A 23,931-nucleotide genomic window follows, 5' to 3' on the forward strand; every position below is an offset into this window, starting at 1 on the left:
TCCTGTGGTTTCTGGATCTTTTCATAGTTGTTATCAGTGTAACACACTGCGCCCCCGACGGCAAGGACGGAAGTTGTGCAAAAATGTGAAAAGACGCCTTTGCAAGCCGCCGGAATTATGATACAGTATAGCATGAGATGATATGCCCCCTTTGGCGGGCATGACAGGGAGGGCCGGAATGGACAGCAGAGAGTTATATCCCAGCGACGAGCAGCGGCGCCGCATCATGGACTTTATCATGGCGGCGGGCGAGACGCTGCTGGAAAACGGAGCAGAGGTCTTCCGGGTGGAGCAGACGATGGAGATCATGGCCCGCAGCTTCCATCTGCGGGAGTTCCACGTCTACGTGCTGACCAACGGCATTTTCGCCAGCGCCGGCACGGCAGAGATCGCCGAAGTGCGGAACGTGCCGGTGCGGACGACTCACTTAGGCCGGGTGGCCGCGGTGAACGCCCTTTCCCGCGAGATCGCTGCCGGGGGCGTCACACTGGACGAGGCTGAACACCGCCTGGCCGAGGCCCGGCGCATCCCCTTCCCCAAGGGCAAGACCCAGCTCCTCGCCGGGATGAGCGGCACAGCCTGTTTTGCGCTCATCTTCGGCGGCACGATACGCTCGGCGCTGGCGGCAGCGGCGGCGGGTCTCATCGTCAGCGGCTATCTGCTGCTCTGTGAAAATCGGAGGCTTTCCAACGGCTTCCGCAAGATCTCGGCGGCAGCGCTCATTACATTGGTCTGCATTCTGGGGTGCCATCTGCTGGACACTGAGGCCAGCCACGCCATCATCGGCACCCTGATGATATTGACCCCCGGCATCGCCTTCACCATGGGCATCCGGGATTTCGTGCAGGGCGACTACCTCTCCGGCACCATCCGGATGATAGACGCCCTGCTCATCGCGGCCAGCATCGCCATCGGCACCGGCTTTGTTCTGAGCCTTATTTCTCTGCTGACGGGGGTGACGGTGGTATGATGACCTTGACAAGCACACAGATCGGCCAGCTGGCGGCACAGTTCTTTCTGGCCGGGGCGGGGACGCTGAGCTTCGCCGTCCTCTTCGCCTGCCCCCGGCGCACCCTCCCCTGCTGTGCGCTGGTGGGCGCGGTGGGCTGGTTCGTCTACGAGCTGGCTGTCTTATACGGGGCCGACGCGGCGGCAGCCTCCCTCATCGCGGTCATCCCACTGTCGCTGGCGGCGCGTATCTGCGCCGTGCTGCTCAAAACGCCGGTGACGGTCTTTTTGCTGACCGGCATCTTCCCGCTGGTGCCCGGCGCGGGCATCTACTACACCGCCTACTACTTCATCCAGGGCGAGAATGCCCTTTCGCTGGCCAACGGCATCTCCACCTTCAAGGTGGCCGTCGCGCTGGCTGTAGGCATCGCGCTGGTGCTGGGTCTGCCCATGCCCAGCGGCCACGCCTGGAAGCGGAAATAGCTCTCTGCCTTCCTTGTGCGGCTCTTTCGCCGGTGCTATCATCAAATCATATTTAATATAAAGGAGTGTCTGCCGATGTCTGTTATGGAAACGCTCAACACCCGCCGCACCTACCGCCGCTTCGCCCAGAAGCCGGTGCCGCAGGATGTGGTGGACGATATGGTGGAGGCCCTGCGCCTGTCGTCCTGCGGCGCGAACCGTCAGGCCGTGAAGCTGGTGGTGGTGCAGAGCCCCGAGATGGTGAAAAAGGTCCATCCGCTGGTCAAGTGGGCCGCCTATCTGCCGCCGGAGCAGGGTGCTCCCAAAGCCGACGAGCAGCCTGTGATGTATCTGGCCGTCGTGCAGGACAGCTCCATCCCCGGCGACCTGAACACCGACACCGGCATCGCGCTGGCGAACATCACCCTCGCCGCATGGGCCAAGGGCGTGGGCAGCTGCATCATGGGCGCCATCAACAAGCCCGCCCTGAGCGAGCTGCTGGGCATCGCCGTGCCGGACAAGCTGGCGTTCATGGTAGCTCTTGGCTACCCCACTCACGCCGCCAGGGTCGTACCGATGACGGAGAAGACCGGCATCAAGTATTACCTCGATGAGAACGGTGACTACTGCGTGCCGAAGCGGAGCGTGGAAGAGCTGACGCGGACGGTTTAACCTCTCCGTCAGCGCTGGCGCGCTGCCACCTCCCCTATCGAGGGGAGGCTCTGGCGAGCCGGGCCACTCTGCGCTGACTGCTGAAAGCTTTCGGTGGCGTAAAATGCCGGGCCTCGCTGCAGCGGGCTGCAGCTTCTGGATGAGCGGATTTTGTCAAGCTGCCGTGGATCCAGGCAGCAGGGCACTACAGCTCCCGATAAATCAAGCCTTGCTCGTCCAGCGTAAGCCTGACCGACATGCCAAGGGCTCCCCTATTAGGGGAGCTGTCTGCGAAGCAGACTGAGAGGTTCTGCATATATACATTGCTCTCAACCTTTATTCTGCATAATTGTTTGCAATTCGGTTTCAATTTGATGGAATTTTTGCACAACACTTGACTTTTCAAATTGTACAACCTATACTAAACACGCTCTCTGATTTTTCGATGAATCGCATCGCAGCAGAGAGATGCAAACGATATGCACATAAAGAGGAGTGTTTGAATATGAAAAAGATCTCTCGCCGCAGCTTCCTGGCTGCCGCCGCTGTTTCCGCTGCTGCTCTGGCCCTGACCGCCTGCGGCGGCTCTGCCTCCACTGCTTCTTCCGCTGCTGCAAGCTCTGTTGCTGCTTCTTCTGAGGCTGCTTCCACCAGCGCTGCCGCTGCTGAGCTGACCACCGTTGAGGCTGGCAAGCTGACCATGGCCACCAACGCCACCTTCCCTCCCTACGAGATGACCACCGACGCCGGCACCATTGAGGGCATCGATGTGGACACCGCACAGGCCATTGCCGAGAAGCTGGGCCTGGAGCTGCAGATCGACGACATGGATTTTGACGCCGCTCTGCTCAGCGTGCAGCAGGGCAAGGCCGACATCGCCATGGCAGGCATCACTGTCACCGACGAGCGGATGGCTGTGATGTCCTTCTCCGACAGCTACGCCACCGGCATCCAGTCCGTCATCGTGCCCGAGGGCTCTGACATTGCCTCTGTGGACGATCTGGCCGGCAAGAAGATCGGCACCCAGCGCGGCACCACCGGCTACCTGTACTGCTCCGACGACTTTGGCGAGGACGCCGTGGTGGCCTACGACAACGGCCTGACCGCTGTACAGGCCCTGAACAACGGCCAGGTGGACGCTGTGGTCATCGACAACGAGCCCGCCAAGGCCTATGTGGAGTCCAACCCCGGCCTGAAGATCCTGGACACCAGCTACGCCGAGGAGGACTACGCCATTGGCATGGCAAAGGGCAACACCGCTCTGCTGGAGGCTGTGAACGCCGCTCTGGAGGAGCTGAAGGCCGACGGCACCCTGCAGTCCATCGTGGACAAGTACATCAAGGCTGAGTAAACAGACCCCTCAAGGGGAGGCGGCCCACCGGGCACCTCCCCTTTTTTAAGGGATATAGGTTACAAAATTCTGACAAGATCACAACAGACGAAAAGAAAGTGAGGATGCGAATGGCCGCACAATACGAACTGTTGAGCCAGCTGCTGAAAAGCGGCGGCCGGCTGGACATGGGGCAGGAGCTGTTCTACAAACTTTATCAGGCCTTTGTCCTGAAGGACCGCTGGCTCCAGTACATCGGGGGCGTAGGCACCACCCTGCTGGTCACTGCCATTGCTCTGGCCATGGGCGTCCTGCTGGGCAGCGTGGTGGCGCTGGTGCGTGTGGCCCACGACCAGCAGCGCCCCGGCCGCCGCAACCCGGTGCTGGGGGTCTTTAACGCCGTGTGCCAGGTGTACACCACCGTGATCCGGGGCACCCCCATGATGGTGCAGCTGCTGATCATGAGCATGGTCATCTTCAACAACAGCCGCAACTTTACCATGGTAGGCGCTCTGGCGCTGGGCATCAACTCCGGCGCTTACGTCTCCGAGATCATCCGGGGCGGCCTGATGGCCGTTGACCCGGGCCAGATGGAGGCCGGCCGCAGCCTGGGCCTGAACTACATCACCACCATGGTGGTCATCATCATCCCCCAGGCCATCCGGGCGGTGCTGCCTGCCCTGGGCAACGAGTTCATCATGCTGCTGAAGGATACCTCCCTCATCACCGTCATCGGCGGCAAGGAGCTGCTGTATGCGGCCCAGGGCATCATGAACCGCACCTACGAGGCCATGTTCCCCCTGTTTGGCGTGGCACTGATCTATCTGGTGCTGGTGATGATCTTTACCTGGCTGCTTGCAAAATTTGAGAGGAGGCTGGCACAAAGTGACCGATAAGATCCTGGAAGTCCGGGGCCTGACCAAGACCTACGGCGGCGAAAAGCGGAAGGGCGCAAAGCAGGCTGCCCCCACTCTGGACGTGCTGCGGGGCATCGACATCGACATCTACCGCGGCGACGTGGTCTGCCTCATCGGCCCCTCGGGCTGCGGCAAATCCACCTTCCTGCGCTGCCTGAACCGGCTGGAGATCCCCACCGGCGGCAGCATCAAATTTGAGGGCGTGGAGGTGGACGACGACCACATCGATTCTGTCCGCCAGAAGATGGGCATGGTGTTCCAGCACTTCAACCTCTTCCCCCACCTGACCGTCAAGAAGAACCTTGAGCTGGCCCCCAGCCTGCTCAAGCTCAAGGACAAAGAGGCCATCTCCAAGCGCGCCGACGAGCTTCTGGCCCGCGTAGGTCTGGCCGACAAGGCCAACGTCTACCCCAAGAGCCTTTCGGGCGGCCAGCAGCAGCGCATCGCCATCGCACGCGCACTGGCAATGGACCCGGACGTCATCCTCTTCGATGAACCTACCAGCGCCCTCGACCCCGAGATGGTGGGCGAAGTGCTTGAGCTGATGAAAGAGCTGGCTCACACTGGCATCACCATGCTGGTGGTCACCCATGAGATGGGCTTTGCCCGCGAAGTCTCCAACCGCGTCATCTTCATCGACGAGGGCCGCATTCAGGAGGATGAGCCGCCGCAGGAGCTGTTCACCAACCCCAAGCACCCGCGCCTGAAGGCATTCCTCTCCAAGATGCTGTAAGATAGAAAGAAACAACACAAAACCCGGAACTCTTTTCAAGCCGTCCTGGCTCTGAAAGGGTTCCGGGTTTTGTTCATTGTTTTTTTCAGAGAGCTGTTTTGCAGCAGTCTTTCTTCTTATGCTCAGTTGTTGGCTTCCACCTTGCTCAGGAGGATGCGGTCATTGTCGAGAGCCTTGCCGGCGTTCTCGCGGAACTTCTCGAGCAGGTCGTCCACTGTCATCTTACTGCGGGCCTCGCCCTTGACGTCAAAGACGATGCGGCCCGCGTCCATCATGAGGGTGCGGTTGCCCAGCTCCAATGCCTGATGCATATTGTGGGTGACCATCAGGCAGGTGATCTTCTTTTCGGCCACGATGCTCTTGGTGAGGTCCAGCACCTTTTCGGCGGTGGCAGGGTCGAGAGCGGCGGTGTGCTCGTCCAGAAGCAGGAGCTTCGGGGTGACGAGGGTGGCCATCAGCAGGGTCAGCGCCTGACGCTGACCGCCCGACAGCAGGCCCACCGGCTGCTTCATCCGGTCTTCGAGGCCCATATCCAGCAGGGCCAGCTTCTCACGGAAGATCTCCTTATCCCTGCGGGAGATGCGGGAGAAGATGGCGTTGGGGGCGGTCCCGGCGCGAAGGTAGGCCAGCGCCAGATTCTCCTCGATGGTCATGTTGGGGGCCGTACCCTTGAGCGGGTCCTGGAACAGGTGGCCGATGACCCGGCTGCGCTGATATTCCGGCGCGAAGGTGATGTCCTCGCCGCCCAGCGTGATGCTGCCCTCGTCGGCGATGAAGCCGCCGGTGATGGCGTTGAAGAGGGTGGATTTGCCCGCGCCGTTGGAGCCGACGATGGTGGCGAAGTCTCCCGCTTCCATGGTCAGGCTGACGCCGTTCAGGGCCACTTTCTCGTTGACAGTGCCGGGGTTGAAGGTCTTGTGCAGGTCACGAAGTTCGAGCATTTCCATTTTACACACGCTCCTTCCGTGCCTGACGGGCCGCACTGCGGCGCTTCTCAAAGGCGATCTTCTCCCGGATGGCGGGCATCGAGATGGCCACCGCCACGATGATGGCGCTGACCAGCTTCATGGCAGCAGCCGGGACGTTGAAGCGGAGGGCCACCGCCACGATAAAACGGTAAAGGCAGCTGCCGAACACGACGCCCAGCACACGGCGCACCATCGTCCGCTTGCCCACCAGCGTTTCGCCGATGATGAGGGAAGCCAGCGCGATGGTCACCATGCCGGTGCCTACGTTGATGTCGCAGCTCTTCTGGTACTGAGCCAGCAGGCCGCCGGAAAGGGCGGTCAACGCGCCCGAGATGCAGAGGCCCACCGTGATGGTGAAGGCGGGGTTGATGCTGGAAGCACGCACCATGGCAGCGTTATCGCCGGTGGCACGAATCGAGAGGCCGAGGCGGGTTCCGAGGAAGCCCACCATGGCGGCACCGGCCAGCGCGATGACTCCCGCCGCCAGCACCAGCTTATACCCGCCGCCCGTGAAGCTCAGGGCGCTCTTGGCGATGGAGAAGACGGTATCGGTCTTGACCAGCGACATGGTGGACGAGAAGCCCATCACGGCCAGGTTGATGGTGTAGAGGCCGGTGTTGACGATGATGCCGGCCATGATGCTCTCGACGCCGAGGCTGGTCTGCAAAAAGGCTGTTACAAAACCGGAGCACACACCGGCCGCCATCGCCGCCAGCAGGGCGAGGAAGGGGTGGCCGGTCAGCGCCACCTGACAGGCGACAGCGCAGCCAAGGGTGAAGCAGCCGTCGGTGGACAGGTCCGCGATATTCAGGATGGAATAGCTCAGAAACAGAGCCAGCGCAACGAGGGCGTAGATGCAGCCCAGCTCGAGCGCGGTCTGGATGACGTTGAGCGAAAAGATACTCGCCAGCATGGTGTGCTCCTTAAATAAATATTAGTTGAAGTTTTCCGCCGTGGCCACTTCCACGACCTCGGTGCAGTAGGGTGCAAAGGCCTTCTTCACGGCGTCAAGGTCGAGGCCCAGAGCCTCGCAGGTCTCGGTGTTGATGGTGGCAATGCCGTTGTCGAAGGTCTGGAAAGGCAGGTCTGCAGGGGTCTTACCGTCGCAGAGCAGTTCCACCACCATATCGGCGGTAGCCTCGCCCAGCTGGACGTAATCGACGCCGTAGCCCACGAAGGCACCGTTCAGGGCGAAGCTGTCAGCGCCGGTGTAGTGCTGGACGCCTGCCTCGGTGAAGGTCTCGTAGATGGAAAGCTCGGCGGTCATGATGGTGTTGTCAGTGGGGGTGAAGACAGCCTTGACACCGGCGGCGATAAGGGCCTCAGCGGCCATCTGAACTTCGGCGGTGGTGGTGCCGTTCTTCTCGATGTACTTGATGCCCTTGCTGTCGCAGAAAGCCTTGGCGTCTGCAATGGCCTGTGTAGAAGCATCCTGGCTCAGATCATACAGCAGGCCGATGGTGTCGATGTCAGGGTTGACGGCCAGGATGAGGTTCATGATGGCGTCGGTGTTCAGGGCGTCGGAAGTGCCGGTGATGTTCGGCTCGGTGTCAAAGCCTGCGGCAGCGGGGTCGGTGACGGCGGAGTAGACGACGGGGATGTCGGTGTCCTCCACAGCGGCCAGCATGGTAGCGGCGGTGGGGGTAGCCACAGCCACGATGACGTCTACGCCGTCGGCCACGAGGTCGGCGCCGATCTGGTTCAGGTTGGTCTGGTCGGCCTGCGCATTGGCGTAGTAGTCGGCATAGTCGAAGGTGACGCCCTTCTCCTTGCCCACCTCGTCCAGACGCTCTTCCACCGACGCAACGATCTGGTTCAGAGAAGCGTGGTCAACGTAGTTGACAATGCCCACCTTGAAGGTCTGGCCTGCCTCGCTGGCGGCGGCAGAAGATGCGGCTGCACTGGAAGCGGTGCTGGATGCAGTGCTCGAAGCGGACGAACCGCAGCCGGTCAGACCCAGCGCGGAAACAGTGGCGGCGGCCATAGCGGCTTTCAGAAAGCTGCGGCGGGAGATCATCTTCATGGTTTTCATAGCGGTTGCTCCTTCCCTGGAGCGGGCGGCATGTAAAATAAAAACCCGCTCCACTTGCGGGACGGGCTTTTGTTCTCATATAACAAAACGACCCTGTCCCTGTGTGTTCATCCACAAGGACAGAGTCGAAAAATTCGAATCTGCGGTGCCACCTTGCTTGCCTTGCCCGCTTTCCTCTCGAAAGCCGCAAAGCCCCTCACGGAGAGCCAACACTCCCCTGCCCTGTAACGGAGGCTTCCGTCCCAAGCTACTGGAGGCTCTGCCTCGTTTGCCCGGCCCTCGGCGGCCCACGAATCTCTGCCCCGCTCTCGCCCGTTTTCACTGTCCGGGCTCACTGAAGATGCGCTTTGCAGGTTCTCTTCCGCCTCATCGGTTTGATTGCATTATACACTTTATCTGTGTAAAGTCAAGAGGGAATTTCAAAATTTTCCGTCAGATTTTTTCACGTTTCATCACTCGAGGTTGAGTTTGTTTCGCATCAGCCAGACCGTCAGTCCGAACCAGAAGACGCCGAATGCCGCCGCGATGCCCAGCGTGACCATCGCGCTCCCCATGTAGCCAAGAGCCGAGACAGCAGTCTCGATGCTGCCCACATCGCCTACGGCGCTATAGATGATCGTCTCGTAGACGCCGGTGCCGATCTGGAGCAGCTTTTCGAGCCAGCCCTGCACATACTGCATGACAAAGAAGCTCAGGATGCCCGCCAGCGCGGGGTGGTTCTTGAACTGATGTCCCACCATGCAGGCAGCATAGATGCAGGCGATGACGCTGACCATCCGCACGAAGCCGACGACGCCGCTGAAAGCCAGCGCTCCCCAGAACTCCATGTTATAGCGGGCAAATGCCTCCCGGATGCCCGACCACATCAGCGGCAGCTGCTCAAGCAGGTCCATATCCGCCATCATCAGGACAGCCAGAATGCCGAAGGAAAGGCAGGCTGCGAGGATGCTGCACAGGCTCCACACGGTGCTGGAGATGAGCTTCGAGGTCACAAGCTGTGTTTCCGTCACCGGCAGGGTGTGCATCAGATAGCCCTCCCGGCCCAGCAGGTTGCGGTAGAACCGCTGCACGATGGTCATGATGGTGACGACCACGGTGCCGATGATGACGCCGGTGTAGACAAGGCTCAGCAGGCCCACGAGAGTCGAATAGGCTTCACTATTGGTGCTGTTCCATCTCCAGACGGACCCGCCAAAGAGCACCGACGCCGCCAGCAGGGCCAGATACATTCCGCCGTAGGTGCGGGCGGTGGCCTTGAACTCATATTTCAGTAACTTTTTCAGCATTTGAATACCTCCCGGAAATATGCATCCACACTCATGCCCTCGGTCTCGCGGAGCTCATCCACCGAGCGGTGGGCGAAAATCCTGCCGTTCTTCAGGAACACAGCCTCATCCAGCACCGGCTCCACGTCCTCGATGAGGTGGGTGGAGATGATGACCGAGGCGTCCCGGCTGTAGTTGGTGAGGATGGTGTTCAGGATGTAGTCCCGCGCCGCCGGGTCCACGCCGCCGATGGGTTCATCCAGCAGGTAGAGCCGGGCGTTCCGGCTCATGGCAAGGATGAGCTGGACTTTCTCCTTGTTGCCCTTGGAAAGGCTCTTGAGGGGTGCTTTGGGCGAAAGCTCCAGCTTTTCCAGCATCTCATTCGCCTTGGCGGGGTCGAAGTCGGCGTAGAAATCCCGGAACATCTCCACCAGCTGCTCCACCCGCATCCAGTCGGGCAGCCATGCGGCGTCCGGCAGGTAGGAGACGATGGCCTTCGTGTCCGGGCCGGGGTCCATGCCCGCGATTCGGATGCTGCCCGCCGTGGGCTGCAAGAGGCCGTTCGCCAGTTTGATGAGGGTGGTCTTGCCGCTGCCGTTGGGGCCAAGCAGGCCCACGATGCGGCCAAAGCCGATGTGCAGCTCGATGTCATCGAGGGCGTTTGTCCCCTTCTGGTAGGATTTCGTCAGGCCCTCACAAGTTAAAAGCTCATTCATTTGAATCACTCTCCTTTGTTTCCCAGCCCGTCATAAGCTTTGCGGCCTCTGCCGGGCCGTAGCCGATGCCGCGCATTTTTTCGAGATATTCGGCGGTCATGGCGCGGGCTGTCTCGTCCCGCAGCTGTTCCAAAAGGGCTGTATCTTCGGTGACGAAGCGGCCCGTGGTTCGCTCGGTGTAGACGAGCCCTTCCGCTTCCAGCTGGGCCAGCGCCCGCTGCATGGTGTTGGGATTGACGCCTGCCGCTGCGGCCATGTCGCGCACCGAGTCCAGATGTCCGCCGGGCGGGTAGACGCCCGCCAAGATTTTTGCCTTGAGCCGTTCCACGATCTGTGCGTAGATGGGGCGGCTCATATCGAATCGTTCGCCCATCGTCTCATCTCCTTGTGTCGCTGTACTAAGTGCCTAATACAATAATACTCAAATCATCTTTTTTGTCAAGAGGGAATTTTCAATTTCTTCAAAATATGCTATACTGTCTTTTGTATGCTAGAAGAAAATGCGCAGGAGCACAGAATCTATGAAAGCGACCATCATCATCCCCAACATCAACGGCAAAGGCTGGCTCAAGGACTCCATCGAATCGGTCTACGCCCAGACGGAGCAGGACTTCGAGCTTATCGTGGTGGATAACGGCTCCACCGACGAGAGCCTTGAGCAGGCCCGCAGCTATTGCAGCCGCCCGAACTTCCAGCTCATCGAGAACGGCTCCAACACCGGCTTTTCCCACGCCGTCAATCAGGGCATCGCCCGGGCGAAAAGCGAGTTCGTGGTGCTGTTCAACAACGACGCCTTTGCAGAGCCCCAGTGGCTGGCCGAGCTCATCCGCGTGGCCGAGAGCGACGAGAAAATTTTTGCCGTCCAGAGCCTTATGATCCGCCACTTCGACCGGGAGCTTGCCGACGACGCCGGCGATTACGTCACATGGATGGGCTTTGCCTGCAAGACCGGCGACGGCCGCCGGGCCAGCCGCTACACCAAACAGAAGCGCATCTTCTCGGCCTGCGGCGGCGCGGCCCTCTACCGCAAAAGCATCCTCGACGAGATCGGCGTCTTCGATGAAAACTTTTTTGCCTACTTCGAGGACGTAGACCTCAGCTGGCGCGCCAACAACGCGGGCTACAAAAACGTCCTCTGCCCCACGGCAAAGTGCTACCACATCTGCGGCGCCAGCACCGGCGCGGTGCGGTACAACGCCTTCAAGAGCCAGCAGAGCGGCCGCAACAGCATCCTTCTCCCCCTCAAGAACGAGCCTCTGCTGATGCTCATCCTCAACATCCTTCCGCTGGCGCTGGGCTATCTGCTCAAGTGCTACAAGTTCCACAAGCAGGGCTTCGGCGAGGCGTGGGACAAGGGAATGCACGAAGCCTTCGCCCTGCTCAAGAACGGCCAGCTGGGCAAGCGCTCCTTCCGTCTCCGTGATTTGCCGAATTATGTTCTGATGGAATTGTGGATGATATGGAACATGGTGCCGTATCTCTGGTATCGGCTGGTGGTCGTGCGGTTTGATTTGAAGTAATTCTGGATATGCAAAAACCGGGAAGCTCTGGGAGCTTCCCGGTTTTTGTTTGTGATTCGTTTTACGCCGCCGCGCTGGCCGCACTTTCGGCCTGCGGCTCTGCGTCCGAGGCGGCTTCGCTTTCGGCGGTGCTGTCAGCTTCCCCGCTGGCGGCTGCGGCCTCCGAGGACGCGGCGTCGGAGCCAGCGGGCGTTTCGCCGCCGGTGGCGAGGATGGCGTCCTGCACCTCGCTGTCTGCCATCATGGCAGGCTCGGAGGCAGTGGACGCCGCCGTTGACTCGGGCTTCGTCTCGCTCTCGGTCAGGCCGGTGAGATACCAGCTGCCGCTCTGGCGGCTGAACAGATAGTCCATGTACTTGACCGGCGTATCCGAGGTGGTGGTGAGGATGCTGTCCGTTGCGTTCTGGTTGGGGATGTAGCCCACGGTGACGTGGAGGAGGCCGTCCTTCTTAAACAGCTTGGTGACGGTGGCGCGGTAACTGCCCACGCTGCCGGTGACGGGGATCTTATAGCACTGGGTGGTGTCGTCGAACTCGATGGTCATATCCTCCATCTCGAAGGTCTTGTGGGTCATGCGGAAGCTGGGGCCGACAAGCTTTGCGAGGTAGGCGTCCACGTCCACCGAGGGGATGAGCAGCTGCTCGGTATCGGGGTCGGTGTTGTAGCCGTCGAAGCCGCCCTGGGTCTCCTGGATGCTGTACACACAGCCCCAGACAGCGGCCTCGCGGAGGGTCAGGTCGTCGATGTTCTCGATGCCCTCAAACGGCACGGGGTCGAACAGCACCAGACCTTCCAGCTTGTCCTCGTATTCCTGCTTCTGGGCCGTATCGTCAAACAGCTTTGCCACGGCGTCCACGCCTGCGTGCAGCACGGTCAGCACGCCGATGAGCACCAGCACCGCGATGACCAGCCCGAGGGCCTGCCGACCGCGGCGGCGGTGGAGCCGGGCGTGTTCTTCCGGGGTCATTTCTATCTTCATATCGTTATCGTCTCCTGCGTTGTTTCACTTTTCAGATAAAAACAGTATACCACAATCATGGGCAGGGTGCAAAACCCTGCCCGTGTTATTTTGGTGAAACTGGCCCAAAAGCTGTTTTCATAGCCAGAGTATGCCGGGTGGGTGAGGCTTTTCGCCGGCAGACAAGGCGATTTTCCGCAGCAATCCTGGGCGGATTGCAAGGGAAAGCAACGCAGTATGCCAGCGAAAAGACCGCCTAGACGGTGTGCAATGGTTATGAAAACAGCTTCTTATTCCCAGTTCTTCCAGATGTCGGGCTGGTAGCCGACGGTGGCCTGACGGCCATTGCGGACGATGGGGGTGCGGAACAGCTGCTGGTTCTCGAAGAGCTTGTCTTCCTTCTGCCAGTCCACCAGCGCGTCCAGCAGAGCGAGGGTCTGCTTGTCCTTGGCGTTGGGATTTACCAGCGCCTGCCAGCCGCCCAGAGCGCGGGACACGTTCTCGAATTCGCCCCGGCTCATCTCTTTTTCTTTCAAATCGATCATCTGGAACTTGATGCCGCGCTCCTTGAAATAGCGCTGAGCCTTTTTGGTATCGAAGCACTTGGTGGTGCCGAATATCTGGATGTTCATGGTCTTGCCCTCCTGTTCATTCTGCTCTATTGTAACATATCTGCGCCCGAAAGCCTATAGCATATTTTCTGCTCCGCCGGGCCACACTGCTCTCAGCGCCTTTTTCTCATTTTGAATGGAGGTAGTACCAACATGAAAGCATTCGTAGACCCTGAACTCTGCATCGGCTGCACCCAGTGTGCCGGGCTCTGCCCCGAGGTATACCAGATGGAGGGGACTCTGGCCGTCGCCATCCCCGGCGACATTCCGCCCGACCAGGTGCCGCTGGCCGTGGACGCCGCCAATGCCTGCCCGGTGAGCGCGATAAGGGTGGAGTAACCCTCTCAGTCACGCCTGCGGCGTGACAGCTCCCCCAGAGGGGGAGCCCTTGGCAGGCCGGGCCACTTTCGCCTGACTGCTGAAGTATCATATTCCGCAAAAGATAGTGCCCTGCTATAGAGGACAGCTGCTTCAGAACAGACATTCATTGTCAAGCAGCTGTTGACCTTGGTAGCAGGGCACTCCTGTTTTAGGAACATACAGACTTTGCTCGTCCAGACAAAGCCTGACCGACACGCCAGTGGCTCTCCCTTTGGGAGCAACAGCGACGACCGCCGCCAGCGGCGGAAACAGGGAGGAGCTGTTGGGACAGCGGCCAGCAGGATGCAAGCGGCAGCGAAGCAGACGCTGGGTGCCGCAACCCGGCCTTGGCGCGCAAGCGCCTGAGAGGGCAAGGCTGCTGACGGAGACACCCAAACACAGCGATAATACCGCTCTGTCAAAGGCCCTGCTCATCGCTGTGCAGTAGCTGTTTGGCAACGGGCTTGCCCTCTCCGTCACCTTCGGTGACACCTCTCCCAAAGGGAGAGGCTTTTTTTGTGCAAACCCTCCCCCATCCGCTCTATTTTGTGGTATACTATAGAATGTGAAATTATGGAATGGAGGACCACAAGCTATGCGTTTACTGGTCATTGACGGCAACAGCATCGCCAACCGTGCCTTTTACGGCATCAAGCTGCTGACCACCAAAGACGGCCGCTATACCAACGCCATTTTCGGCTTTCTGAATATCCTGCTCTCCCTGCTCAAAGAATCTGAGCCCGACGAGGTGGCTGTGGCTTTCGACCTCAAAGCCCCCACCTTCCGCCACAAGATGTACGACGGCTACAAGGCCCCCCGCCATAAGATGCCCGACGAACTGGCTGCCCAGATGCCCGTCATCCGGCAGCTTCTGGCCCTGCTGGGCTATCGTGAAGTGACCGCCGAGGGCTGGGAAGCCGACGACATCCTCGGCACGCTGGCCGCCGCCTGCGCCGCCCGCAGCGACGACTGCTTCCTTGCCACCGGAGACCGGGACAGCTTACAGCTGGTCAGCGACACCACCACCGTTCTTCTGGCTACCACGGCGTTGGGCCGCAGCAAGACCGTCACCATGGATGTGGACGCCGTGAAGGAGAAATACGGCGTCACGCCCCGCCAGCTCATCGACGTGAAGAGCCTGATGGGCGACACCTCCGACAACATCCCGGGCGTGAAGGGCATCGGCGAGAAGAGTGCCTTTACCCTCATCCAGAAATACGGCAGTCTCGAGGGGGTCTACGCCCACCTCGACGACACCACTGACAAGACCATCAAGCCCAAGCAGCGGGAGCATCTGGCCGAAGACCGCGCCATGGCAGAGCTGAGCTACACGCTGGGTACCATCCGCACCGACGCCCCCATCGACACCGCCGAGGGCGCCTATGTCGTGGGCGAGGGCAACAAGGCTGAAGCCGTCCGGCTGATGCAGGAGCTGGAGCTCCACTCCCTCATCGCCCGCTTCGGCCTGAGCGACATCACCCCCGCCGCCGACCCGGAAAGAGCGCCGGCAGAGCCTCTGCCGGAAGCCGAAATTGCCGCTCTGCCCGCTGAGCCGAAGGGCCATTACCTCGTGGCCGCGCGGCCCGCTGTCATGGGCAAGCAGGGCGTCCGCATCGTGGAGCTGCAGCCCGCCGCGTGGTATGCCGTGCAGGACAAGACCGTCTTTCCGCTGGAATCCGAAGACCTGCTCCGTCTGCTGGACAACAAAGACGTCACCCTTGACGTCTTCGACAGCGCGCCGCTCTACGCCCGCGCCATGGCTGCGGGCGGCTGGGGCAGCAGCATCGTCTGGGACGGCAAGCTGGCGGCCTATCTGCTGGACGCCTCGGCTTCCAAGTACAACCTCTCGGAGCTCATCATCAGCTACCGCGCCGACGCCGCTTTCACCTGTGAGAAGTGGCCGGACGCCGGTGCGCTGGCCGACCTGTTCGCCAAGATGAAGGCAGAGATCACCGCGCTGGAGGAAGACTCCCTCTACAACGACATCGAGTTCCCGCTGGCGCAGGTGCTGGCCGACATGACCCGCATCGGCATCCTCGTGGACAGAGAGGGCATCGAGAAGTTCGGCGTGAAGATGCGCTCGGAGCTGGAAGACGTCCTCACCCGCATCCACATGGAGACGGGCAGCGCCAGCTTCAACCCCAACAGCCCCAAACAGCTGGGCGAGATGCTCTTCGACACCATGGGCCTGCCCCACGGCAAAAAGACCCAGCGCGGCTGGTCTACCGACGCCGAGACGCTGGAAGCCCTGCGGGACTACCCGCTGGTAGAGGATATTCTGCAGTACCGCGCCTACCAGAAGCTGAACTCCACCTACGTCGAGGGCCTGCTGAAGGTCATCGCGGAGGATGGCCGCATCCATACCCGCTTCAACCAGACCGAAGCCCGCACCGGACGGCTTTCCTCCGACAACCCCAACCTGCAGAACATCCCCATCCGCACCGAGCTGGGCAGCCAGCTCCGCGCTTACTTTGTGGCGCGGCCCGGCTGCGTGCTGGTGGACGCCGACTACAGCCAGATCGAACTGCGCATCCTCGCCCACGTCACCGGCGACGAGCATATGCAGCAGGCCTTCCTCACCGGCGAGGACATCCACCGCAGCACTGCCGCCAAGATCTACGGTCTGCCCCTCGAGCAGGTCACGCCCCGCCTGCGCTCTTCGGCAAAAGCCATCAACTTCGGCATCATGTACGGCAAGGGCGCTTACAGCCTCTCGAAGGACATCGGCGTGAGCGTCAAAGAAGCAGACGCCTTCCTGAAAAACTATCTGGCCACCTTCCCGAAAGTCAGCGGCTACATGGACAAGACCATCTCCGACGCCCGGAACTGCGGCTATGTGTCCACCCTCTTCGGGCGCCGCCGCTCCCTGCCGGAGCTGGCCAGCAACAATCACAACATCCGGGCCAGCGGCGAGCGGATGGCCCGCAACACGCCGATCCAGGGCACCGCCGCCGACGTCATCAAGCTGGCGATGGTGCGGGTCTGGCGGCGTCTGCGGGACGAGAAGATGGAGAGCCGCCTTATCTTGACCGTCCACGACGAACTCATCGTCGAGGCCCCGGAGGCAGAAGCCGCGAAAGCCGCCGCCATCCTGCAGGAAGAGATGGAAGGCTGTGTCAATTATGCTGTCCCCCTGAGCACCGAAGTGCATCAGGGCAAAAACTGGCTGGAGGCCCACTAAAACCATGATCATCTTAGGAATCGAATCTACCTGCGACGAGACCGCCGCATCTCTGGTGGAAGATGGCCGGCACCTGCTGAGCAACGTCATCTCCACCAGTGTCAAGGAGCAGGCACTTTACGGCGGCGTCGTGCCGGAGATCGCCAGCCGCCGCCACTGCGAGTTCATCAGCACCACCGTCAAAAAGGCTCTGCTGGACGCCGGCAAGACCATCGACGACGTGGACGCCGTGGCTGTCACCTTCGCGCCCGGCCTCATCGGCGCAGTGCTGGTGGGCGTCAACTTTGCCAAGGGCCTCGCCTACTCGGCGGGCAAGCCGCTGGTGCCGGTCCACCATCTGCGGGGCCACATTGCGGCCCTCTACCTGACCCACCCGGAGCTGAAGCCGCCCTTCCTCTGCCTTGTGGCGTCCGGCGGACACAGCCACATCGTGGAGGTACAGGACTATACCCATTACCACATCCTCGGCCACACGGTGGACGACGCCGCCGGCGAGGCCTTCGACAAGGTGGCCCGGACCCTGGGCCTGCCCTATCCCGGCGGTCCCAGCGTCGCCAACGCCGCCAAGACCGGCGACCCGAAAGCCTACCGCCTGCCGGTGCCTCATGTGGAGGGCAAGTACAACGTCAGCTTCTCCGGCCTCAAGACCGCCGTGCTGAACGAGGTGAATCAGGCCCAGATGAAGGGTACTGACATCAACGTCCCCGACCTCGCGGCCAGCTTTCAGGAGCGCATCGCGGGCATCCTCGCAGAAAAGCTCCTTCTCGCCGCCGCCGACACCGGCGCAAAGCAGGTCTGTCTGGCGGGCGGCGTCGCGGCCAATGGCCGTCTGCGCCAGCTGGTCAACGACGGTGCCCAGAAGCTGGGGGCCAAGGTCTACCTGCCAGAGCTGAAATTCTGCGGCGACAACGGCGCGATGATCGCGGCTCAGGGCTACTATCAGTACATCGCGGGCCATACCGCCGGGCTGGAACTGAACGGCCTGCCGACTCTGCCCATTGATTACGAATAACGGACATAGAAAACGGAATGGCCGCGCACAGCTGTGCGCGGCCATTCCGTTTATTTCATATCACGTCCGAAGTAAAGCTCCACTTCACTGAGCTTCTTTTTCCGCAGCAGGAATGCCGTCGGGATGAGGTAGACCGCGATAGACGTCAGCATGGTGATGTCATAGGTGCTGATGCTGTCGGCCACCGTCTCGGTGCCGTACAGGCCGCCGATGAGCATGGACGTGATGTCCATCGCGGCGTGGATGAACACCGTCACCCAGATGTTTCCGGTGCGGAAATAGACCGCCGCCAGCAGCGTACCCAGCGAGGCCGCAAAGACGCACTGCATCAGAACGCCCAGCGGCGCACTGCCGGTGAGGTTGGTCAGGTGGGCCGCACCGAAGTAGAGGCCCGACAGCAGGCAGGCTTTCCAGACGCCGGCCCGGCTGGTGCCGAAATGCTCCAGAAGCGTCTGGGCGATGACACCCCGAAACAGAAACTCTTCTGCCACACCGACGCTGGTCATGCCGATAAGGAACCACACGACATGCCACGCGGGCAGCATATCGCCCTCCGGCCTGCCAAACAGCAGAGTATCGTAGGCGTTGTAGCTGATGAGCGCGATGGGGTACAGGCCCACCAGCAGACCGTTGAAAAAGCCGCTGCCCCGGCGGCGGAGCAGGCCGCTCTTCCCGGTGCGCGCCAGAAAGAGCCACGCCACCAGCACGCCTGCTGCCTCCTGCATGAAGGTCAGCATATAATCATCGACGGCATCAATGTCCCGCACGACGAACAAGATGAGCAGAAGCGACAGCAGCGATGCCACGAACAGCATCCCCAGAAACAGCACCTCGGCCACAAGGCAGTAGAGCATCGGGTGGGCGCTGCGCAGACGTTTGAGCATAGAAAGACCTCCTGTGTCGTAGTGGTACTATTTTAGCATATTTCAGAAGAAAGAGATAGGGATTTGTGTGAATAGTTCAAATCCCGCGCCCGAATCGAAACGGCAGTCACCAACTATTGACATTCCTGAAGATTGGGACCCGCGCACTAAAGAAAGCCCCACTGGGGCTTTCTTTGCGGCACTTTGTGCCGCCGTGCTGTTCAAATCCCGCTGAGGAGATAGAAAAAGACCGGCACACGAATGTGTACCGGTCTTTTTCAGTCGGAGCAGCGGGATTTGAACCCACGGCCTCCTCGTCCCGAACGAGGCGCGCTACCAACTGCGCTATGCCCCGAAAATACCGCAACCCAATGGGCTGCGGTCTGGTTGGGGATGAGAGAATCGAACTCCCACAAGTAGAGTCAGAGTCTACCGCACTACCACTATGCAAATCCCCACTATTCGGTTTCGCCCTCAGCACCGAAGCGCTGCTGACGAGGAATATTATACAGCCTCCGCCTCCATTTGTCAACCACTTTTTTTGATTTTTCCGTCCATGTTTTTTCTGTTTTTCCCACCACCGCGTTTTCACGTCTTTTTTCGTCTCCGGCTCTTGACACCCGCCCCCTTTGGGAATACTCTTATAGTATCATTCACCTGCCCCTTCTGAGGGAGAACGGAAGAAACGAGGGTTGTTCGATATGAAAAAACGTGTTGGTATCCTGACCTCCGGCGGCGACTGTCCCGGCCTGAACGCCACCATCCGCGGCGTGGCCAAAGCCCTGTATGCACGGTTCGGCGAGAACGTCGAGATCGTGGGCATCCTGAATGGCTACCACGGCCTCATCACCGGCGAATACAAGGAGATGTGCGAGGACGATTTCCGCGGCATCCTGACGCTGGGCGGCACCATCCTCGGCACCAAGCGCACCCCCTTCAAGCTGATGCGCGTGGTGGAAGAGGACAAGATCGACAAGGTCGCGGCCATGAAAAAGACCTACAAGGACGCCAAGCTCGACTGCCTGCTCTGCCTCGGCGGCAACGGCACCCACAAGACGGCCAACCTCCTCTCCCAGGAGGGTCTGAACATCATCGGCCTGCCCAAGACCATCGACAACGACATCTACGGCACCGACGTCACCTTCGGTTTCCACACCGCGGTGGACATCGCCACTGAGGTCATCGACCGCATCCACACCACCGCCGGCAGCCACAGCCGCGTCATGTGCATCGAGATCATGGGCAACAAGGCCGGCTGGCTGACCCTCTACTCCGGCATCGCCGGCGGAGCTGACATCATTCTGCTGCCCGAGCAGCCCTACGACATTGACCGCGTCTGCGCCGCTGTGGAGCGCCGCGCCCGCAAAGGCTCCAATTTCTCCATCATCGCCGTGGCCGAGGGTGCCATCAACACCGAAGAGGCCAAGATGAAGCGGAAAGAGTGGATGGCAAAGCGCGCCGAAGCCGGTTACGGCGTCACCGCCACCAACCGCATCGCCGCCGCCGTCCAGAAAAAGACCGGCATGGAGACTCGCGTCTGCATCCCGGGCCACATGCAGCGCGGCGGCAGCCCCAGCGCTTACGACCGCGTACTGGCCACCGAGTTCGGCAGCTACGCCGCCAAGCTGGTGGAAGTGGAGCGCTACGGCGTCACCGTCGCCATGGTCAACAACCGCGTCGTCGCCAACCGCCTCGAGGACATCGCCGGTAAGACCCGCAACATCCCCGAGGGCTGTGAGCTGCTCACCGTCGCCCGCCGGATGGGCGTGAGCCTCGGCTGAGACTGTGAAAATAAAAACACCTCGCTGTGTCATGCAGCGAGGTGTTTTTATTTTTATGCTTCAGAACGAGCCGCCCGACGAACCTCCGAAGCCGTCGGAATCGACGGACGAACCGCCGGAGGAGTTGGACTCCTTCTGGGGCGGGTCATAGGTGCGCTCCCGGGTGGTGTGGGTGTAGCGGTCACGCTTGACCCGCAGGGTGAAGCCGGGCATATACTCATCGGCCTCCGTCTTCTTCCGGGCCGTCTTCATCTGGTGGTAGAGGATGAGGCAGATGAACGCCGAAATGCCGAGAGGGAAGATCATGGCAATGAGCAGGTCTTCCAGGCCGATGTCGTTATCCACATCGATGGGCTCGCCATAGTCGGCATAGTAGTCCAGTGCATCGTCGCACATATCGATATAGGTATAGGCGGCATCCGCCCATTCCTCATCGGAGAGCTCCGGGACGATCTCGTCCTCCTGCTGCTCGATGCGGTAGTCGGTGAAAGCCGTGACGCCCTCGCCGTAGGTGATGGTGACATACTTGCGGGAGCCGACTGCCAGCAGGAAGAGGATGCCGCTCTGTTCGTCGCCGTAGCCGAGGCCGTTGGAGATGTAATAATTTTTCGCGTAGTCGCGCTGGTCGGCATCGCCGATGTCGTCCACCACGAGGAAGTAGACATCCACGTTGTGGCCGTCGGAGGCGCTTTCGGCCTGCTCCTCGAGGTCGGCCAGCGTGTCGGCGTCAAAGACGCCGCACTCATCCCGCACCAGCGGGGCCGCTGCCCCGGCCGGCAGGGTCAGGGCCATGCAGAGCAGGGCCGCAGCCAGAAGGGCAAACAGTTTTTTACAATGTTTCATATTCCCGTCTCCCCCTCTCACAGCAGCATGATGAGAGCCGTCAGTATCATCAGCGGGATGCTGATGCCGGCAAACCATGCAGCTACTCTGCCCTTATCCACGGGCAGGTCACCGATGAGCTTGCCGGTCTGGCCGTTCATCGCAAAGAGGAAGTCCTGCTCCTTCCAGCGGGTGTGGAGCATCCAGACCGGCAGCAGGGCGTAGTGGGGTTCCAGCGTCCGCGGGTCGAGCTGCTCCGAGAGGGTCTGGACGCCGGTGTAGCCGCCCAGCGTATCGTGGAGGGCCGCAGCGGTGCTGTTCTTCATCCGGTTCAGGACGCGGGCAGCACACTTCTTGTCGTCCTCGTCGTACCGGTCCGCCAGAAAGCCGGGCAGGTAAGCCGTGGAGAAGGGCTTGAGGTCGCTGTAGTCGAAGGGCTCGATGGCATCCATATGGGCATCCGGCATCTTGCTGGAGCCGTCCACCGGCACCCGGACAAAGTCGGCGTCGCCCACGCGGGCCACATCGAAGTGCCTGGTGGTGGTGACAATGTAGTCGCCCTCACGGTGGCTCTCGCTGATCTCGGCCTTGTAAGCGCCCCGGGCCTCCATCCGGCCATCGTAGAGCCAGAACGGCACATACACGCCCTGGATCTCCTCGATGTGGTTGGACTCTTTGAAGGCTTTGGGGAGGAAGGCTTTGCCCTTATAATATTTTTTCAGGTTCTCGATGGCGGTCTTTTTGTCCATCCGGAAGGGGATGATGTACTCCGGCTTGAGCTTGCCGGAAAGCTGTCCGCCCAGCACGGTGGGGTTGCCGCAGTAGGGACAGGTGGTGGCGGCTGTTTCGGGGCCGCAGACCAGCTCTGCACCGCAGGAAGTGCAGGTGCGGCTGCTGAGATCTCCCGTCTCCATCTCCCCCCAGACAGGGCCGCTGGAAGCGGCCTTTTCGGCGGCTTCGGCGGCCTTATCGGCCTGAGCCTGCTTCTCGCCGTAAAGAGCCTCGACCTGTGCTACATCATAAGTAGAGCCGCAGTAATCACAGCAGAGCTTTCCGCTGGCGCTGTCGAACCGCAGTGGGCCGGTACAGGCCGGGCATTGGTAATTCGTGGTGTTTTCTGCCATATCTCAGTTCCCCTTTCAGGCTCCGAAAGGCTTGCCGCATTCGGGGCAGAACTTGGGCGGGTTAGCCGGGTCGGCAGGGGTCCAGCCGCAGTTCGGGCACTTGGCCGCCGGGCGGGGCTTACCGCATTCCGCGCAGAATTTGCCGGTATTGTGTGCGCCGCAGCTGCACACCCAGCCTGCTTCGGGGCGGGGCTTGCCGCAGGCGGTGCAGAACTTGCCGGTGTTGCCGGTCTGGCCGCAGGAGCAGCTCCAGCTGCCAGCCGCCGGGGCGGCTGCGGGGGCAGGAGCAGCGGCAGGCTGCTGCTGTGCGCCCATCTGGTAGAGGGCCTGGGCGTTGATGCCGCCGGCAGCAGCGGCCTGATTCATGCCCATAAAGGCCATGGCCGGGCCGGCGGAGGTATTGGAAGCCGCTGCCTGCATCGCCGAAGCCTGTGCGCCCACCATGTGGGCGGCGGCGCGGGTCGGGTCCATAAAGGCGGCGCTGCGCTGCAGCTCCTTGATCATCTGCTCGTCTTCTTCGCTGGCTTTGACGCCGGACACGCCGAGGGAGACGATCTCGATGCCGCGCAGCTTGCTCCACTTGCCGGACAGCTCCTGATTCAGGGCCTCGGCCAGCTCAGTGGTATGGCCGGGCAGAGCCGAGTAGCGGATGCCCATCTCGCTGATGCGGGCAAAGGCGGGCTGCAATGCGGTCATCATCTCGGTGCGCATCTGGCCTTCCAGCGCGTCACGGGTGTACTCGTTTTCCACATTTCCGCAGACATTGGTGTAAAACAGGATGGGGTTGACGATGCGGTAGCTGTACTCGCCGAAGCAGCGGATGCTGACGTCGATGTCAATGCCGGCACGCTGGTCCACGACGCGGAACGGCACGGGGCTGGGGGTGCCGTACTTGTTGCCCATCAGCTCCTTGGTGTTGATGTAATAGATGCGCTGGTCGGTGGCAGCCTGACCGCCGAAGCTGAACCGCTTGCCGATCTCAGCAAAGACCTCGTCGATGTTCTTGGCCAGACCCTCGCTCAGCAGAGAGGGCTGGGTGCCGGTGTTATAGGTGTACTCGCCGGCCTCGGCGCAGAGGTCCACCACCTTGCCCTGCTCCACGATGAGGGCGCACTGGCCCTCGGCCACCGCCACGATGGAGCCGTCGGTGATGATGTTCTCGGTGCCGCGGCGGTTGGAAGAGCGCCCGGAGACTTTCTTCTGTCCCTTGACAGCCAGCACCTCCGCTGGGAGAGCACTGCAGTAAAAGTATTCTTTCCACTGGTCGCCCATCACGCCGGATGCTGCGCCCAATGCCGCTTTGACAAGACCCATAAGCCATATCTCCTTTATCTGCCCATTTTTGCAAATGCGGGCTTTTTTTCAGTATACCACAAAACGCGCCGCGAAAAAAGAAAACCCTTGCATTTTATCCCCGATGGGTGTAGAATACTCCCGACAAACAAATACAGGGGAGCTTGTAGAAGCAGGCTGAGAGGAAGTTCTCGAACTTCGACCCTTAGAAATTGTTTTCGGACAGTTTCTGCACCTGATGCGGATAATGCCGCTGTAGGAAGTCATAACACCGTTTATGGATTTTTACAGGAGACGCCGCAGAAGGCGTCTCCTGTTTTTTTTTTTTGTTGCCAACTGAGGGGGAGCGCCCTGAGTCCGGGGTCTTGTATGCGATGGGAAGCC

23 protein-coding genes and 2 tRNA genes are annotated in these 23,931 nt (G+C 60.8%); 11 read left to right on the forward strand and 14 right to left on the reverse strand.

Annotation, left to right across the window (positions count from 1 at the left end; translation table 11 throughout):
- Window positions 1-178: 178 nt before the first annotated feature.
- From F3G95_RS07045 to F3G95_RS07070, 6 genes are all read left to right on the forward strand, one after another.
- A complete protein-coding gene (locus tag F3G95_RS07045) occupies window positions 179-970 on the forward strand; it encodes a threonine/serine exporter family protein (protein WP_149794392.1) in 792 nt (263 codons plus the stop codon).
- Window positions 970-1,431, forward strand: a complete 462-nt coding sequence (locus F3G95_RS07050; RefSeq protein ID WP_149794471.1) for a threonine/serine exporter family protein — start codon at window positions 970-972, stop codon at window positions 1,429-1,431. Before F3G95_RS07045 ends, F3G95_RS07050 begins: the two co-directional genes overlap by 1 nt.
- 75 nt (window positions 1,432-1,506) lie before the next feature.
- Window positions 1,507-2,082, forward strand: coding sequence for a nitroreductase family protein (locus F3G95_RS07055; protein WP_149794393.1), 576 nt, complete (start codon window positions 1,507-1,509; stop codon window positions 2,080-2,082).
- 484 nt (window positions 2,083-2,566) lie between these two features.
- Window positions 2,567-3,412 carry an ABC transporter substrate-binding protein gene (locus F3G95_RS07060; protein ID WP_149794394.1) on the forward strand — a complete coding sequence of 282 codons (846 nt, stop codon included), beginning with the start codon at window positions 2,567-2,569 and terminating at the stop codon, window positions 3,410-3,412.
- Window positions 3,413-3,522: 110 nt separating this feature from the next.
- On the forward strand, window positions 3,523-4,287 hold the full coding sequence (locus tag F3G95_RS07065) for an amino acid ABC transporter permease (RefSeq protein ID WP_149794395.1): 765 nt from the start codon (window positions 3,523-3,525) through the stop codon (window positions 4,285-4,287).
- Window positions 4,277-5,041, forward strand: a complete 765-nt coding sequence (locus F3G95_RS07070) for an amino acid ABC transporter ATP-binding protein (RefSeq protein ID WP_149794396.1) — start codon at window positions 4,277-4,279, stop codon at window positions 5,039-5,041. The genes F3G95_RS07065 and F3G95_RS07070 overlap by 11 nt, the downstream gene beginning before the upstream one ends.
- Window positions 5,042-5,163: 122 nt before the next feature.
- On the opposite strand, the gene F3G95_RS07075 is transcribed toward F3G95_RS07070, so the two are convergent.
- The 6 genes from F3G95_RS07075 to F3G95_RS07100 all read right to left on the reverse strand — a co-directional run bounded on the left by F3G95_RS07075 (window position 5,164) and on the right by F3G95_RS07100 (window position 10,395).
- The gene (locus tag F3G95_RS07075) at window positions 5,164-5,982 is read right to left on the reverse strand and encodes an ATP-binding cassette domain-containing protein (RefSeq protein WP_347562906.1); all 819 of its coding nucleotides are present in this window, start codon (window positions 5,980-5,982) and stop codon (window positions 5,164-5,166) included.
- Between the two features lie 7 nt (window positions 5,983-5,989).
- Window positions 5,990-6,922: an ABC transporter permease gene (locus F3G95_RS07080; RefSeq protein WP_149794398.1), complete on the reverse strand. Its 933-nt coding sequence runs from the start codon at window positions 6,920-6,922 to the stop codon at window positions 5,990-5,992.
- A 21-nt stretch (window positions 6,923-6,943) separates the two neighbouring features.
- Window positions 6,944-8,041, reverse strand: coding sequence for an ABC transporter substrate-binding protein (locus tag F3G95_RS07085; protein ID WP_149794399.1), 1,098 nt, complete (start codon window positions 8,039-8,041; stop codon window positions 6,944-6,946).
- Window positions 8,042-8,493: 452 nt separating this feature from the next.
- On the reverse strand, window positions 8,494-9,327 hold the full coding sequence (locus tag F3G95_RS07090) for a hypothetical protein (RefSeq protein ID WP_149794400.1): 834 nt from the start codon (window positions 9,325-9,327) through the stop codon (window positions 8,494-8,496).
- Window positions 9,321-10,022 (reverse strand): ABC transporter ATP-binding protein, encoded by a 702-nt coding sequence (locus F3G95_RS07095; protein WP_149794401.1) that lies wholly within the window; start codon window positions 10,020-10,022, stop codon window positions 9,321-9,323. The genes F3G95_RS07090 and F3G95_RS07095 overlap by 7 nt, the downstream gene beginning before the upstream one ends.
- A complete protein-coding gene (locus F3G95_RS07100) occupies window positions 10,015-10,395 on the reverse strand; it encodes a GntR family transcriptional regulator (protein ID WP_015565565.1) in 381 nt (126 codons plus the stop codon). Before F3G95_RS07100 ends, F3G95_RS07095 begins: the two co-directional genes overlap by 8 nt.
- A gap of 148 nt (window positions 10,396-10,543) precedes the next feature.
- On the opposite strand from F3G95_RS07100, the gene F3G95_RS07105 reads away from it, so the two are divergent.
- Window positions 10,544-11,542: a glycosyltransferase family 2 protein gene (locus F3G95_RS07105; protein ID WP_149794402.1), complete on the forward strand. Its 999-nt coding sequence runs from the start codon at window positions 10,544-10,546 to the stop codon at window positions 11,540-11,542.
- Between the two features lie 61 nt (window positions 11,543-11,603).
- On the opposite strand, the gene F3G95_RS07110 is transcribed toward F3G95_RS07105, so the two are convergent.
- Window positions 11,604-12,521, reverse strand: coding sequence for an Ice-structuring protein (locus F3G95_RS07110; RefSeq protein ID WP_149794403.1), 918 nt, complete (start codon window positions 12,519-12,521; stop codon window positions 11,604-11,606).
- Between the two features lie 269 nt (window positions 12,522-12,790).
- Window positions 12,791-13,132, reverse strand: coding sequence for an arsenate reductase family protein (locus F3G95_RS07115; RefSeq protein WP_149794404.1), 342 nt, complete (start codon window positions 13,130-13,132; stop codon window positions 12,791-12,793).
- A 132-nt stretch (window positions 13,133-13,264) separates the two neighbouring features.
- Here F3G95_RS07115 and F3G95_RS07120 point away from each other — a divergent pair, with 132 nt between their 5' ends.
- From F3G95_RS07120 to tsaD, 3 genes are all read left to right on the forward strand, one after another.
- Entirely contained in the window at window positions 13,265-13,450 is a 186-nt protein-coding gene (locus F3G95_RS07120) for a ferredoxin (protein ID WP_149794405.1), read from the forward strand.
- Between the two features lie 616 nt (window positions 13,451-14,066).
- Window positions 14,067-16,652 (forward strand): DNA polymerase I, encoded by a 2,586-nt coding sequence (gene polA / locus F3G95_RS07125; RefSeq protein WP_149794406.1) that lies wholly within the window; start codon window positions 14,067-14,069, stop codon window positions 16,650-16,652.
- Between the two features lie 4 nt (window positions 16,653-16,656).
- On the forward strand, window positions 16,657-17,664 hold the full coding sequence (gene tsaD, locus F3G95_RS07130) for a tRNA (adenosine(37)-N6)-threonylcarbamoyltransferase complex transferase subunit TsaD (RefSeq protein WP_149794407.1): 1,008 nt from the start codon (window positions 16,657-16,659) through the stop codon (window positions 17,662-17,664).
- A gap of 50 nt (window positions 17,665-17,714) precedes the next feature.
- Here the strand turns inward: tsaD and F3G95_RS07135 are convergent, their stop codons facing one another.
- The 3 genes from F3G95_RS07135 to F3G95_RS07145 form a co-directional block, all read right to left on the reverse strand.
- Window positions 17,715-18,548 carry a CPBP family intramembrane glutamic endopeptidase gene (locus F3G95_RS07135; protein WP_149794408.1) on the reverse strand — a complete coding sequence of 278 codons (834 nt, stop codon included), beginning with the start codon at window positions 18,546-18,548 and terminating at the stop codon, window positions 17,715-17,717.
- 261 nt (window positions 18,549-18,809) lie between these two features.
- A tRNA-Pro gene (locus tag F3G95_RS07140) sits at window positions 18,810-18,882 on the reverse strand.
- Between the two features lie 29 nt (window positions 18,883-18,911).
- A tRNA-Gln gene (locus F3G95_RS07145) sits at window positions 18,912-18,985 on the reverse strand.
- Window positions 18,986-19,228: 243 nt separating this feature from the next.
- Here F3G95_RS07145 and F3G95_RS07150 point away from each other — a divergent pair.
- On the forward strand, window positions 19,229-20,308 hold the full coding sequence (locus F3G95_RS07150; protein ID WP_015565557.1) for an ATP-dependent 6-phosphofructokinase: 1,080 nt from the start codon (window positions 19,229-19,231) through the stop codon (window positions 20,306-20,308).
- Between the two features lie 60 nt (window positions 20,309-20,368).
- Here F3G95_RS07150 and F3G95_RS07155 read toward each other — a convergent pair whose 3' ends face one another.
- Genes F3G95_RS07155 through F3G95_RS07165 form a run of 3 tightly spaced genes read right to left on the reverse strand, consistent with a single transcriptional unit; the run spans window position 20,369 to window position 23,568 of the window.
- Window positions 20,369-21,151, reverse strand: a complete 783-nt coding sequence (locus F3G95_RS07155; protein ID WP_149794409.1) for a TPM domain-containing protein — start codon at window positions 21,149-21,151, stop codon at window positions 20,369-20,371.
- Window positions 21,152-21,168: 17 nt separating this feature from the next.
- Window positions 21,169-22,254, reverse strand: coding sequence for a hypothetical protein (locus F3G95_RS07160; protein WP_243130310.1), 1,086 nt, complete (start codon window positions 22,252-22,254; stop codon window positions 21,169-21,171).
- 15 nt (window positions 22,255-22,269) lie between these two features.
- Window positions 22,270-23,568 (reverse strand): SPFH domain-containing protein, encoded by a 1,299-nt coding sequence (locus F3G95_RS07165; RefSeq protein WP_149794410.1) that lies wholly within the window; start codon window positions 23,566-23,568, stop codon window positions 22,270-22,272.
- Window positions 23,569-23,931: the final 363 nt, after the last annotated feature.

This window comes from Faecalibacterium sp. Marseille-P9312, assembly GCF_902497445.1.
Taxonomy (GTDB): Bacteria; Bacillota; Clostridia; order Oscillospirales; family Ruminococcaceae; genus Faecalibacterium; species Faecalibacterium longum.

Excerpts from the sequence above, each read along its gene's own strand:
- F3G95_RS07045 (WP_149794392.1), top strand. The coding sequence starts at position 179 with ATGGACAGCAGAGAGTTATATCCCAGCGACGAGCAGCGGCGCCGCATC.
- F3G95_RS07105 (WP_149794402.1), top strand. The coding sequence starts at position 10,544 with ATGAAAGCGACCATCATCATCCCCAACATCAACGGCAAAGGCTGGCTC.
- F3G95_RS07055 (WP_149794393.1), top strand. The coding sequence starts at position 1,507 with ATGTCTGTTATGGAAACGCTCAACACCCGCCGCACCTACCGCCGCTTC.
- F3G95_RS07050 (WP_149794471.1), top strand. The coding sequence starts at position 970 with ATGACCTTGACAAGCACACAGATCGGCCAGCTGGCGGCACAGTTCTTT.
- F3G95_RS07110 (WP_149794403.1), bottom strand. The coding sequence starts at position 12,521 with ATGAAGATAGAAATGACCCCGGAAGAACACGCCCGGCTCCACCGCCGC.
- F3G95_RS07165 (WP_149794410.1), bottom strand. The coding sequence starts at position 23,568 with ATGGGTCTTGTCAAAGCGGCATTGGGCGCAGCATCCGGCGTGATGGGC.
- F3G95_RS07085 (WP_149794399.1), bottom strand. The coding sequence starts at position 8,041 with ATGAAAACCATGAAGATGATCTCCCGCCGCAGCTTTCTGAAAGCCGCT.
- F3G95_RS07065 (WP_149794395.1), top strand. The coding sequence starts at position 3,523 with ATGGCCGCACAATACGAACTGTTGAGCCAGCTGCTGAAAAGCGGCGGC.
- F3G95_RS07060 (WP_149794394.1), top strand. The coding sequence starts at position 2,567 with ATGAAAAAGATCTCTCGCCGCAGCTTCCTGGCTGCCGCCGCTGTTTCC.
- polA (WP_149794406.1), top strand. The coding sequence starts at position 14,067 with ATGCGTTTACTGGTCATTGACGGCAACAGCATCGCCAACCGTGCCTTT.
- F3G95_RS07120 (WP_149794405.1), top strand. The coding sequence starts at position 13,265 with ATGAAAGCATTCGTAGACCCTGAACTCTGCATCGGCTGCACCCAGTGT.
- F3G95_RS07075 (WP_347562906.1), bottom strand. The coding sequence starts at position 5,982 with ATGCTCGAACTTCGTGACCTGCACAAGACCTTCAACCCCGGCACTGTC.
- F3G95_RS07155 (WP_149794409.1), bottom strand. The coding sequence starts at position 21,151 with ATGAAACATTGTAAAAAACTGTTTGCCCTTCTGGCTGCGGCCCTGCTC.
- F3G95_RS07135 (WP_149794408.1), bottom strand. The coding sequence starts at position 18,548 with ATGCTCAAACGTCTGCGCAGCGCCCACCCGATGCTCTACTGCCTTGTG.
- F3G95_RS07115 (WP_149794404.1), bottom strand. The coding sequence starts at position 13,132 with ATGAACATCCAGATATTCGGCACCACCAAGTGCTTCGATACCAAAAAG.
- F3G95_RS07095 (WP_149794401.1), bottom strand. The coding sequence starts at position 10,022 with ATGAATGAGCTTTTAACTTGTGAGGGCCTGACGAAATCCTACCAGAAG.
- tsaD (WP_149794407.1), top strand. The coding sequence starts at position 16,657 with ATGATCATCTTAGGAATCGAATCTACCTGCGACGAGACCGCCGCATCT.
- F3G95_RS07080 (WP_149794398.1), bottom strand. The coding sequence starts at position 6,922 with ATGCTGGCGAGTATCTTTTCGCTCAACGTCATCCAGACCGCGCTCGAG.
- F3G95_RS07160 (WP_243130310.1), bottom strand. The coding sequence starts at position 22,254 with ATGGCAGAAAACACCACGAATTACCAATGCCCGGCCTGTACCGGCCCA.
- F3G95_RS07090 (WP_149794400.1), bottom strand. The coding sequence starts at position 9,327 with ATGCTGAAAAAGTTACTGAAATATGAGTTCAAGGCCACCGCCCGCACC.
- F3G95_RS07150 (WP_015565557.1), top strand. The coding sequence starts at position 19,229 with ATGAAAAAACGTGTTGGTATCCTGACCTCCGGCGGCGACTGTCCCGGC.
- F3G95_RS07100 (WP_015565565.1), bottom strand. The coding sequence starts at position 10,395 with ATGGGCGAACGATTCGATATGAGCCGCCCCATCTACGCACAGATCGTG.